Annotated in this window: 7 protein-coding genes; 3 read left to right on the top strand and 4 right to left on the bottom strand. The window is 56.4% G+C overall.

Going from position 1 to position 12,661, the window contains the following annotated elements:
* Positions 1-1,067 (bottom strand): potassium channel family protein (locus RMSM_RS04235; RefSeq protein WP_008692053.1); only part of this gene is annotated, 1,067 nt, incomplete at its 3' end.
* A gap of 343 nt (positions 1,068-1,410) precedes the next feature.
* On the opposite strand from RMSM_RS04235, the gene RMSM_RS04230 reads away from it, so the two are divergent.
* Positions 1,411-2,793 carry a hypothetical protein gene (locus RMSM_RS04230; RefSeq protein ID WP_144057365.1) on the top strand — a complete coding sequence of 461 codons (1,383 nt, stop codon included), beginning with the start codon at positions 1,411-1,413 and terminating at the stop codon, positions 2,791-2,793.
* Positions 2,794-3,227: 434 nt separating this feature from the next.
* On the opposite strand, the gene RMSM_RS04225 is transcribed toward RMSM_RS04230, so the two are convergent.
* Complete coding sequence (locus tag RMSM_RS04225) at positions 3,228-4,175, bottom strand: SDR family oxidoreductase (protein ID WP_008692048.1); 948 nt, start codon at positions 4,173-4,175, stop codon at positions 3,228-3,230.
* A 61-nt stretch (positions 4,176-4,236) separates the two neighbouring features.
* Positions 4,237-4,896, bottom strand: a complete 660-nt coding sequence (locus RMSM_RS04220) for a TetR/AcrR family transcriptional regulator (RefSeq protein ID WP_008692045.1) — start codon at positions 4,894-4,896, stop codon at positions 4,237-4,239.
* 448 nt (positions 4,897-5,344) lie between these two features.
* Between RMSM_RS04220 and RMSM_RS04215 the strand changes: the two genes are divergently transcribed.
* Complete coding sequence (locus tag RMSM_RS04215) at positions 5,345-7,264, top strand: trypsin-like peptidase domain-containing protein (RefSeq protein ID WP_008692043.1); 1,920 nt, start codon at positions 5,345-5,347, stop codon at positions 7,262-7,264.
* Positions 7,265-7,422: 158 nt separating this feature from the next.
* On the opposite strand, the gene RMSM_RS04210 is transcribed toward RMSM_RS04215, so the two are convergent.
* Entirely contained in the window at positions 7,423-11,199 is a 3,777-nt protein-coding gene (locus RMSM_RS04210) for a CHAT domain-containing protein (RefSeq protein ID WP_008692041.1), read from the bottom strand.
* A 458-nt stretch (positions 11,200-11,657) separates the two neighbouring features.
* On the opposite strand from RMSM_RS04210, the gene RMSM_RS04205 reads away from it, so the two are divergent.
* On the top strand, positions 11,658-12,661 hold a 1,004-nt coding region (locus RMSM_RS04205), incomplete at its 3' end, for a DUF1552 domain-containing protein (RefSeq protein WP_008692038.1).

The raw sequence follows: 12,661 nt of genomic DNA, 5'->3' as shown, positions 1-12,661 counted from the left end.
ACGATCGGCACGTCGCTGGTGCGATAGATACAGAACAGGGCGTCGTATTCATCGAATTGCTCGCGCGTGCCCGCCAGCACCAGGACGGTGTTGTCGGTAATCAGGGTGTCGGGGCCCGCATTTTGATACCGGCCGCGTTCCCAAACGCCCGAAACGGTCAGGCTGACGTGATCACGCAAGCGGATCTCTTTGAGCGTTCTACCGACCAGCGGCGTGCCCGCCGCGCTCGCCTCGGCAATCAACAGCTCATCGAATTGTCCGATGACATGTGTCTTGGCGTCGCGACCGATCACACGCCGAGCCAACGATCGCCCCATCATCTCGGCGAGTTCTAGGACTCGGGTGCAGCCCGCTAATTCAAGGACGTCAACGGATGCGACATCGGCCGCGGTGGCGACGATGGGAACTTTTTCGGCGACCTCACGCGCGGTGAAGGCGACATTGGTGTTGACGACATCCGTTCCCACCGTGGCGACCAGCGCCGCCTTGTCAGTACGCAACCGCCGATAGGTTTCGGGATCGTCTAATTCGCCCACGACGACTTGTAAATCCAGATCATGAAGCCGCAATGCTTCGTTGACTTCCGGAACCAATACGACGTACGGGTATTTGTACTGGGTCAATTGCTTAATCAAGGCGGCGTCGACGGGGCCGTAATGAGTCAAGATGACGTGGCCTTCGGTGTTTGCCGGTAACTCGCGCGGAGCACGGGCGGCCTCCTGAGCTTGTATCCACGGGGCGTAGAAAAATTGAATGAAGGTAAAGGGCAGCAGGATCAGCATGAACATCGTTCCGCTCATCAAGACCAGCATCGAAAACAGCCGGCCAAGGTCGGTGTGAAACGTGATGTCGCCAAACCCCAGGGTCGACATCACGGTCAGCGTCCAATAGATGCCGGTGATCCAACTGTATTGATGCCCTTCCCACGCCATCAGGTAATGAAAGATCACGCTGTAGACGAGAATCATTGCGACCAGAAAAAGGAAGAATTGAGCTAGCACCCGCAAATTGCGGCGGCTGGCACGGTCTCGCATAAAATGTAAATACAGCGTTGTGAATGACTTCATTGCGTCTCCGGGGGCGTATTCCGCATTCTAGCCGCGCGATCGATCGCTGTGGAGAAGCTTCCGCAGTTGTACCTCGCCGAAAGACGTTGTCTCTCGCGGAATGACGCTGACGCTTCGCTCCCCCCGCAGCCGACCAGTGCCGGTGCGAGTTCGCTCGTCCCACGATCTCGACGCCGTTTGGGCCACGATTATCCTCCGTGCTTAGCGAATCGATGCCCATGGAGTCGTTGGCTAGTGATTCAAAGCCCGACGACGTAAGCCTCGAGGAAACGGCCACTGAGACGCTGCAAATCTCGATCGGTCCTGGCTTCCACCGGCAAGCTGCACTTTGTAGCATCCTGAAATGCAACAACATCATTGGCGTACTGGGAAGGCAATCTCGCTAGCTGTGCTGACTTTCGGTACAGCGATGTTGGCATGTGCCGTTTCGCCCGCGGCTGAAGCGATGCCCGCTGCGATTCAAGGCGACGAGATACAATACATCGTTTTGGAGGGTGGTGGGCCGGACCAGGGGCCAGGTCGCGATGTCAGCGCCAACATGCACTCGATGGCACGCCGATTCGGATCGATGCTCGCCTCTTCGCGTCGCATGGTTGCCTATGGAGTTCAGCAACTTCGTATTCTCTCGCGGTCCTCGGATGTCGTCCGACAAGATGTCGAGCAGGTATTGGATCTTGCCGAGCGGACCGGCATCCCCGTCTTTTTGCATGTCGATTCGTGTTACGGATGGGGCGCCGAAGACGTGGCGAATTCAGAGGACGGACCACCAACGCGGTTCTGGCTGCACCCCGAAATGCGAGAGTGGGATCGTTTCCCAGAAGCGGGAAAGCTGCCCGATCGTATTCCGCGTCCGTGGTTCAACTGGGGGCCGTGGTGTTCACCCGCACCTGCTGTCCCCGCAACTGGATCACCGACTTTTGCTGCCTTCGCCTGCTCACAACTTGACGAGGGCGTGCTTTCGCCATTGGTCGCTCGGCTTAAACAATGGCGGAGTCAAGGGCGGGAACATTTGTTTGCCGGAATCAATATCGGATGGGAGGTCCATCTGCCTGACTTTGGTGATCCGGCCATGCTTCGGTTGATCAATCGCGAAAGCGGCGTGGTGCGAGCGGAGGCCCCGCGATCCGCCAGAGGCATCGAAATGGACCGCGCGTTCATTGGCAAACAGCTTGGCTACGCGTCATTGCATTGGCGCGGTTGGAACGAACAACGCCTGCTCCAGGCTGCGAAGAATGAAGGGATTTCGCGTGAAGCAAAGTTTCGCCAACTTTGTTATCAGTCGATTCACGATTACATGGAAACGCTGGCCAAATCGTGTCACGACCGCGGAATCGCACCGGGGCGTGTCTATACGCATATCGTCGCCCTAGCGACCGTGAAGCCCGCCAGTACAACGCGTCCGCCGATTTGGACTGCGGTGAATCGATACTCAACCGCCGGATTCACGATGGACAATCGTGGCGGAGCCCGTTTCAACTTGCCCGAACTGATCCAACAAATCCGCAAGGCCAACGGTGAGCAGGAAGTCCGTTTCGGAGTTGTCGAGTCTTATTTTCGCCTTGGCGATCGGGTTTACGTCGATGACGCGGATCAGTGCCGGCGGGAACTGGAAGAGATGTTTGCTGCGGGCGCACGCATGCAAGCGTTCTATGGCGGTTTTCCACTCGCCCGCCGAACGCCCGACGCAGCGCTGTTGGCGATCCAACAGTGGCTCGATCCGGAATAGTCACATAGGCCGGGTTCCCTGTTCAGACCACGGACATGGGAGGGGCGTTCTTTGCGATGTGATCAATAGAGAATCGCGAAATCCGCCCACCAACGCCAAAGGCGTTCAACATCAAAGCATTGTTCAACCCCGCTGGGGTTCGCGTTGTTGTTGCGGTCTTTGTCCCCGAGGTTGCGCTTCGCGATCTCGGGCTGTGTTGTCCGACCGCGTTGCGGTCAATAGAGGATCGAACAATCCGCCCACCGACGCCAAAGGCGTTCAACATCAAAGCCCAGGGTCGCGAAGCGCACCCTGGGTCCTGATAGCACCTCACACCACCGACCCCAACGGGGGCGAACCACCATTCGCATTGTTGAACCTCGTTGGGGAACGCGTTGTTGTTGCGGTCATTGTTCCCGAGGTTGCGTTTCGCACCCTGGGGCCTGTCGATCGCCCTACGGCGACCAGGCCAAGGACGTTTTCTGCTCAGATAGCGTCCAGAGTTTTGCTGCCGCTTCCCGATCCAGCGCGCAGTCGTCCAGTGGGCACTCTCCTACGGGCCCGACCATTTGGCCTCGTTTCGTGGGGCCGTAGAGTTTGACCGAATCCACTTCTGGTTCCGCGGCGCACATCACTTCGGGCCAGGAGCCTCGCTCGGCCGATTGTGCGATGAACCGAGAAAGGATCGCCCAGGCAATCTTGTTCAACGTGCTGGCGGTTTCCTGCAACAAATTCGTGCGTGACGCGCCGGGATGGCAAACCTGAACCGTCACGTTCTTGCCCGCTGCCTCCACTCGGCGCTGCAACTCGTAGGCGAACATCATCTGAGCCAGTTTGCTTTGAGCGTAGGAGTTCCAGGCGGTGTAGTTCGCGTCAAAGTTCAGGTCCTCAAACTGAATCTTCTTCAGCCCCATCTTGTACGCGTTGCTACCGACGACCACGATCCGCCCGGCGGACGCTTCGACTCGGTCAAACAGCAATCCACACAGCAGGAAATGGCCAAAATGGTTTACGCCCAGCTGGCTTTCGAAGCCGTCGACGGTGATCTGCTGTTTCGCCACCTGCGCGATGGCTGCGTTGCAGATCAATGCGTCAATGTGGGGGACCTTTTCCAAGATTTCCTCCGACGCTTCGCGGACGGAGTTCAACGCCCCTAGATCCATACGCACGAAAGTAACATCCGCGTCACTGCCAAATTCTTCCTTCAGGCTCGCGATGGCGGCGGTCGACTTATCCGCGTTGCGGTTCAGCATCACCACTTTTGCGCCCTTGGACAAAAACACCCGCGACGCCTCAAACCCCGCGCCGCTATTGGCGCCAGTGATGAGATAGGTCTTGCCAGTAAGCGAACCGAGTCGCTCGGGCGTCCAACCTTTCGGTCCAAATGGGTTTGTCTTGGCCATTGTGCTAACTCCCTATTGTGTAGTGGCTAGGCGGCTGCCAGCATCCTGAGGTTCGGTTGACTTATCGCTCGTGTGGTTGAATTTCTGATCCTCGAATCAACGCGGACAATCCTGATTGCAGGGTTCCGGCAAAATCGCAGAGTGGCCGGTCAACGTCCGGGTGCTGCAAAGCTTCCACCACGTTGGCCCCCGGATTGGCATGCGACCACAGTCCGGCCATCAACGCATAGCCGCATTGAATCACGGAGCCCCAAGCGGTTTGGTTGATCGTTGGGCAGACTCGATGAAGCGTTTCGATCAGTTCTGCGAAACGTTCGTATCCGGCTTTTTTGAAGTCGACGAGCTGTTGGACCGACGAATTCTTCTCCAGCGAAGTCGATAATTGGGGAAGCAAGTCGAGCCACACACGGTGCTTCAGCGCCACTTCCACCCATCCCTTCGCGATCGCATTAGCGGGGTCCTTCGCTCGAATTCGATTCAATCGTGCGATCAGAGCATCGACAAACTTTCCCTGTTCTTCCTCGAAGATCACCAGGAAGATCTCTTCGCGTGTGGAGAAGTAGCGATAGACGTTCGGCTTACTGAATCCCGCTTCGCGAGCGATCCCGTTCAGGCTGATTTCTTCGTAATCAAGTTCCGAAAACAGCTCGCGTGCCGCCGTGAGTATGGCGTCGCGTCGAACCGCCTTCTGTTCTGGCTTGCGTGCTCGTTCCCAAGTCATCCCGAATCCTCAAGTAAGTTACCGTCAGTCGCATAATACGGTACCGTCGGTAACCTAACAAGGGCAGCCACGGAATCGAATACGATTTCCCCGAAAATTCTCAGTCCGCTACCTCATTCCCTGGCAATGTCTCGAACCGTTTCTCACCACGCCCATCCAGGTGTCCCGTCAAGCACCGTAGTGGACGAGGCAACGAGTCCAGTCATGCACCGCAGTGAACGAGGCTACGGGGCCCGTCATGCCATTAACTCGCAGGGACTCGTAACGTCGTCCACTACCTCCGAAGCGTGTGCAGCGGCCCTTGGCGTGTCCGAAAAGGCTTCTTCAGATGGAGCCGTGGTCATCGAGTATCATCTGGGTAGATATTCAGTCTTCCCTTATAGCGACTTCTTTTAGCCCCTCGAGTTGACGAATGACGATTTTCCAACTCCGTGCCCTCCTTTTCCTGATGTTTACGACTCTTGTTCAACTGCCCGGTTCCGCAGCGGAACTTCGCACGTGGACAACCAGCGACGGCAGATTTGAAACACAAGCGGAATTGGTCGAAGCGAACGATTCAGCAGTGACGTTGAAAAAAGCGGATCGCAGCGTCATCACACTTTCAATCCGCAAGCTCAGTAATCCGGACCGCGATTACGTCCAAGAATGGCTACTCGAACGTCAACAGTCCGAGACATCCAGACCAGGCATTGTGCCGGACGTCTTAGGAGAACAAGTCGACTTGCTGGCGATGATCGACCCTGCCAATGACACGCAAACAGGAAAGTGGGAACGTGACGCAAACGCAATTGTGTCGTCACGTTCGTCGCGAGCAAGAATATTGATCCCCCATTCCGTTTCAGGTTCCTATCAACTCAGACTTGTCGCGCAGCGGCAGATGGACACGGGATCGCTTAACATCGGTCTTGCGGTCGGAAGTCGGCATCAAGTGCTTGCCATCTTTGATTACGGCAAGTCGAAGAGATCAGGATTAGCCTGGATCGATGAAAAGAACGAACCCGCGAATTCGACGTTTTACCGCAAGCCTGTATTAAGGACGGGACGTGATTCCGAAATCGTTTGTACCGTTCACCACAGTCATTTGCGTGTCACGTGCGACGGTAAAACGATTATCGAGTGGACCGGTGATCCATCCCGACTGACACTACATCCCAATTTCAAAATCCCCAGCGATCGACTTTTTATCGAGACCGTACTCGGCAGTTACCGCATCTCCCAGATGCAATACCGACCGATTCGCGAGTCCGAACTCCGCCGGTACAAGCCTAGCGGCAAACCGTCACCGGCTGATTCGGTCGCTTTGATCGAACATCCGCTTGGGCATGGAAGTGGGTTTCTTGCAGCACCCAATTTATTGGTGACGAATCATCATGTCATCGAGGATGCGCCCGCAGACGACCTGAAGATCTTCTTCCCAGAGGAAAGCGATTTCGCCAATGTTCACGGTGTCCTGTTTGAGGATGTCGATCGAGACCTTGCAATTCTTTCTGTTGAAACCAAACGAGTCCCTTTGGCGGTTGCGTACGACGGTTATGTGCCACAGGGCGAGTCGGTTCAGTTGCGGGGCAACCCAGCAATGGGTGGCGGGGTCACGCTGAGAAACGCGGTGGTGAAGGGAACCACACGGTCAACGGTACGTGTGAACGGCTTCGATTTTTTGCAGGTCGATGCATCCATTGATTCCGGTTCCAGTGGCGGCCCGATTTTGAATGAACTGGACCAGGTCGTTGGAGTCATCGCCATGAAAGCGACCGACGAAGGAGAAAAGTTGATTCACGACGGACTCGCTCGGCTTGATGACTCGTTTGAGGACAAATCAAGGCAGCAAACTCAGGACGGCATCGCGTTTGGCATCCCTGCACAGGATTTAGCCAAGGCACTCGACAACGTGCGCGGAATGACCGCGAAAGAGGCGGGACAACGTGCTCAGTTGCATGAAAACCGTGTGGTGTTCAAGCGACTTGCCACACTTGCGGGAATACGATTGCTGGAGGCGAATGTGAACGCCCCAGAAGAAATGCGGCAACAGGCCGCGCGACTGAGGGCAACTCGTGCGGCCGATGATTTACTCGAACTGATTCCGGCCGAACCGGCGCGTCTTCTTCGATCCGCATTGCAAAGCAAGAGCATCCAAGACACCATCGCTTTGCTGCAACAGGACATGGACAAACATTTGAATGCGATCCGCAGCAGTCCCTACCTCTCTCAATTGAGCATTCGTGACTTCAATGCATTGTCACAGAAAATCAAGGCAATCGAGCGATTTACGCAGCGGCCAGGCACCGACTACCTAAGATTCAGCACAAACATGCTACGATTTCAAAGGGACGTGACTCGTTTAATGACTGAGATCAAAGAAGAGCTGTAGTCACGTCCTCTCCGATCCCGAGACTCTCCGACGCGGCGTCTCTGATTCTGTGTTGACGTAAGCTGTTTGTTTGTCGGCACTTCGGAATTTCGTTTCCGGTCGGGGGAAACGCAAGCAACGTTCGCGCAAACCAACGCTTACATCTTAACGCTCTGTTGCTACATTCTGGACTTTAACGATGCGATCGCTTGTCGGTCCTCGGCATGTAGCTTCGCCAGAGGCACTTGTGTCTCGGTGCCGTCAGTACGGCGCAGGACAACGGTTTGGCCATCACTCGAAACGAACTCAGCCTGCACCGAATACTTACCATCGGCACTTCGCCAAGTGCGCACCTCACTGCTGGAATGTGACTCGGTCAATGCCGCCTCAACCGCCGACTTGTTCGGCAAGTATTTTTCCGGTGGCGGCCCCGCGATCGTGAAGGCCGCCCACAGCTGTGGAGAAGGCCGATATCCGGCGTCGGTGAACTTTTTGATGATTGCCAGTTGGGCCAGACGCAGCGCCGACGATGCATCTTGACCTGATGCGTAGTGCTTGAAGAACTCCTTCATCATTTCTGCGGTGATCTTGTCAGGGATCGACCACAGTGTTGCAGCAACGTTGCGTGCACCGGCCAACTGGAATGCAAGCCTCAGCCCGGCCACTCCTTCGCCATCCTGGACGGTGCCCAATCCAGTTTGACAAGCACTCAGCACGACCAACTCCGTGCCTCGGTAGTCGGCGGCCAACACTTCCAGTCCTGTCAGCACGCCGTCGCCCGTTCCCTCGATCGCGGTGTTGGCGTTTCGAAATGCCAACCCACAGGTTGCCAGAGGATGCTGGTTGAGACGAGGTTCAGAAAATCCGTGCGTACTGAACACCGCCACCTGAGGACGCTTGGCTGCTTTAACAACAGCCTCTTCGGCCTTTGGGCCAAGGTAAACCTTGGGCTCGGCGCCTGCTAACTCACGCAGATACGGCAGCACGCTACGAGCTTCCTCGGCGGTTCCCGGAAGCGGCGCAAACGGCCCGGATTCCGATCCACTGTCTTGACCGTTCCCATCGTCATTGGCAGCTCCATAGTCAGGAGCGGCTACAATCATCGGCGGCGACTGGTAAGCCAGTGATACAAGGGGTAACAAATCACGACCGCTCAGCAAATACCGCACTTCATGGCTCTGGACCAGGAAACCTTGCTCCTTGCCTGGAAATGCAGCCCAGGGAGCGGTCCACAGCCGATGATCGGGCGAGATCAACCACTTCTTCTTCTCCCACACTTCTGCCGGCAGCGGTTCCGTCAAATACGTTGACATCTCCTGCAGACATCTTGCGATTTCTGCTTCAGGATTATTCGAGATTGTCTGTCCACGCAAAATCTCGTGAAAATGAGCTAACGGACGCGACAACGTTTCCCATTGTTGGCAGAGAACGATCATTCGTACTTCGCCCTGACCCGCCGGAGGAATGATCCAGGCAATCACCTTGGGATCTCCCGCGTCGATTCCGATCCGCGACACGCGACCAAAGTTCTCTGTCACGCGATTTTTAAGTCTTCCGAGCGGAGTGGTCACCGTCAGCTCGATCAAGACCGAATCCTCAGGAATTCTTTGCCGGACATCGTCAAGGTCGGTCCACGGTTCCTGTCGCAATTCGGTCCAACCGGCCTGACCAAGCTGCCAAGAAAGTTCGGATTCACGCTTGCGAAGTTGTTCAAGTTCGCTGCGTTCTTCGCTTTTCCTATTCAAGCCGATATCGGGCGTTTGCATTGCCGCCAAGCTAACCGACGAAATACGATTTCGCGTCTCAGCCAATTCGCTCGCGATCGACCGCACCGCTGGATCCTGCGTCGACGCGACAGTCCGAGCTCGTTCGGCCAACACCCGAGTTGCCGCTCCTTTGGCATTCAAGATCCAGCCAGCCGAGATCGTGGCCGCGTCGGGATGTTCCTGCAGTCGCACGGCCATCGCGAACGCCGCAAGCAGCGACGGTCGAAAATGTTCCTTCAAAAACTCGCCCTGCTCCTGCTCGGACAACAGCGGTAGTAATCGGGCGACGTGATCACGCAGCGTCCGTTGGTTCCGATCCATCAGCGCGAGCGCTTCGCTCGGCCGGCCAAGTCGCTCGTACAACTGAGCAAGCTGCAGTGCTGCTTGCGCGGTGTCGGGGTGGTTCGCGCCCAAGTGACGCTCGTGGGCGGCCAGCTGCTCGACCAGAATCGGTTCGAGCACCTCCCAGCGATCCGCCTGCTTTACAAACTTTGCGACCTGATCATATATCCTGCGTGCCCCCGAGGACAACGTCCCTGCCTCGGTTTTGACGCGTGTCCACGCCTGAATCAGCAACTGGATCGCCTCCGACGCGACTTCTGGATCGTCGCGATCAAATATCAGTTCGGCGAGTCTCGTGTAGTTCGATACGTCAACCGGCTTGCCATCGGCACGGTTTCGATCCACGACGCGTCGAAGTGCATTCGCTGCCGCGGCTTGATCACCCAATTCGCTATAGGTCCAAGAAATCTGCTCGACCAGATACTCCCAACGCGAATCGAATCGATTGCCGGCTTCGGCCATCTCAGCCGCTTTGATAAACAATGGAAGTGCATTCTCGGGTTGCCTTAGACCGTTTCGATAAGCTTGCCCGCACTGTCCAATCAGCAGCTGATGCCGTTTTGGTGCCCGTTGCAAACGACGTCGTCCCGCGGTCAGCAACGCTTCGATCTCCTGCTCGGCCTGTTTCACAGCCCCTTGTTTCTTCAAATCATTGACCTTGTAGGTGATCCCTTTGATCTCTTCCAGGAACAGTTCTTCGCGGGTCTTCTTTTCCACCTTTGGTTTGTCAGGCACATACCGACGTTCAAGTCCCGAGTCTGATGCGGTCAATTTTTTCTCGAACTGATCATCGACTTTCCAGATTTGTGACAGGCGGCCATATTCCAGCCGAACTATTAAATACCGTCCGTCCGGCGACAAGCGTAGGTCGTCAACAAAACCAACTTTTTCGCGACTGAGGGCTTCTCGCACCTGCCGACCGAAGGGCAGGTATTTTACTTCGTCCGGATCCGAGAGCCGCCGTACTTGCACCGCATCGATTGACTCATCGCCATAGCTGTTGATGGTGTATAAGCGGTCGTTGTAGGTATCGGTCTCCATCGAATAGTGATGTTTCAGAAACAACCCTCGTCGCCCCGACTGCAGATCAAAACTGGCCGCGCCTCCTTCACCAACATAGACTTCATGTGTCCCGTAAACCTTCTCCCCTTGCACGTCGGTCGCTAGATACCGCATCATCGGATGTTCCACCGGAAGCGTGACTGGCGATTTGCTTTCCAAATCCCAACGTCGCGTCAGCTCACTGCAACTCGAAAGAATGTATTTCCCCTCGTCGTCAAACGCAGCGGTGATGATGTTGGTGGGGTGGCCGGGAATCTGCCCGGCCGGTTCTCCGCTTGGTAGCTGCCACAGCGAAATCTCACGTTCCCCACATAACGCCAAGGTTGCTCCCTGCGGATCAATGACCGGAAATGCCCGCCCATACTTCACCGGCCATGACCGCACCAACGATTGCGTATCCAGGTCAAAGAGTTTCGCCGATTCCCTTTCACAGATCACCAAGTAGCGTCCGTCGGGCGAACAGGCTGATTTCTGCGAGACAAAGTCTGTCGAATACGGCAGTCGGCTGATCTCTCGTCCGCTTGTCAGATCAAAAACGACAAACGCTGTAATGCGAGCGGCCATTGCACGCCTCGCCAGGTTCGGTGCGAATTCGCAAGCGATCACCCGGTCGTTGTTCGCCACGTGAATCGCAACAGGGCCGGTTTCGTGATACGTCTCGATGCTTCCCTTGGCCGTGTCGAGCCGGAAGGAGGCGTCGATCGTCTGGGCCTGAACCGCAACATTTCCCGCACTGTTAATCAGCAATGCGGCCATCAAGAATGTGGCATACTGCCAACGGAACATCGTCTACCCCTTTTCCATGGTTTTGCGAAAACCGCTTAGACGCGGCCTGCGGGATTAGGTTCCCACCATTTGGCCTCGGCAAGCTGCCGTCCTAGCATAGTATCCAGTCCCCGACTCTGGCTACATCGGCTGTTATGGCCGGCTCCAACGCGGAGCCAAAGGCGATCGGTAAAGAATGGCCTCATGTGGTTAACTAGGATGGAGTAAGATATAGCAAAAAGATGATCAGGCTCGCGCCAGGAGATACGCCAGCAACGATTGCCGTATCCTGGCTTCTGGAAACGGAAGGGACGGTTGCAATCATCGTCGCTTCTGCGAGCACCGGATCTCGTGCGGCTCCCATCGAATTGGGGGGGCTGCTTCGTTGATGATGTTGAGCTCACGACGATCCGGCAACCGAATCTGCCAGTCCACTTTGTGAAATAAAATATTTTCTTGACCGATTTACCAAAGTTCAAATGATGAAAACCAACCTGGAACGCCGTCACTTCCTCCGTGGAGCGGGAGCCCTGATCGCGCTGCCCACGCTGGAATCTATAGGCTTTCGCCGCTTTGCTTCAGCAGCCTCTACCGCTCCCGCCGCCCCCGCCACCCCCGCCAAACGTTGCGTCTTTCTCAGCATCGGCTTTGGTGTGACCAAAGAGACCTGGTTTCCTGACATCCATCAAACGGGAGCCGACTACGAGCTTTCCGAAGGCCTCGCTCCTCTGGCTCGCCATAAGTCGGATATCACCGTGGTGCAGGGATGTGCAAACCAGTACACCAACGAAGCTCACTGGGGAAGCACGTTCTGGTTGACGGGGGCAAATCGCTACAGCGTGCCGGGCCAGAACATGGCCAACAGCATCTCGGCCGACCAGGTCGTCGCCGGGCATCTGGGCCAGGACACCCGTTTCTCTTCGATACAGCTCAACGCCGCCAGTCTGGAGGGACACGGCCCTGGGCTGTCGCTGGCGTGGGACGGGCGTGGCAAACCCGTTGCCGGCCAGGACGATCCGGTTCAGGTTTTCCACAAGCTCTTCTCGCCGGATGACATGCCGCTGAAACAACGTCAGGCCGCCATCGCAGAGAACCGCAGCGTCCTGGACGCCGTCCTGACCCAGGCCAGACGCGTACAGCGAGGTCTCTCCAGAACCGACACCGACAAACTCGACGAATACTTCCAGGGCATCCGCGACATCGAGACGCGTCTCAAGAAAGACGAAGCTTGGATCGATGTACCCAAGGCCGGCGCTCCGCTGGACGAACCCGACCCGGGCCTGAAGGGGAAGGCTGAGATTGAGATCATGCAGGATCTGATCGTTGCCGCGTTGCAAACGGACAGCACCCGCGTGTTGAGCTATCGCATGCCCGGCCAGAGCCTCCTGCAGAGTCTTGATCTCAAACCCAGTGCCCACAATGTGAGCCATTACTCACCCGGTGATCGCATGGAGGCTTCGAAGGTGCGTGACAAGGCACACAG

This window comes from Rhodopirellula maiorica SM1 (assembly GCF_000346295.1).
Classification (GTDB): domain Bacteria; phylum Planctomycetota; class Planctomycetia; order Pirellulales; family Pirellulaceae; genus Novipirellula; species Novipirellula maiorica.
Note: the sequence above shows the minus strand (reverse complement) of the source record. Positions and strands in the feature narration are given on the sequence as shown.

Coding starts and splice junctions, on each gene's coding strand:
- RMSM_RS04225 (WP_008692048.1), bottom strand. CDS start 4,175: ATGGCCAAGACAAACCCATTTGGACCGAAAGGTTGGACGCCCGAGCGA.
- RMSM_RS04220 (WP_008692045.1), bottom strand. CDS start 4,896: ATGACTTGGGAACGAGCACGCAAGCCAGAACAGAAGGCGGTTCGACGC.
- RMSM_RS04230 (WP_144057365.1), top strand. CDS start 1,411: ATGCAACAACATCATTGGCGTACTGGGAAGGCAATCTCGCTAGCTGTG.
- RMSM_RS04215 (WP_008692043.1), top strand. CDS start 5,345: ATGTTTACGACTCTTGTTCAACTGCCCGGTTCCGCAGCGGAACTTCGC.
- RMSM_RS04210 (WP_008692041.1), bottom strand. CDS start 11,199: ATGTTCCGTTGGCAGTATGCCACATTCTTGATGGCCGCATTGCTGATT.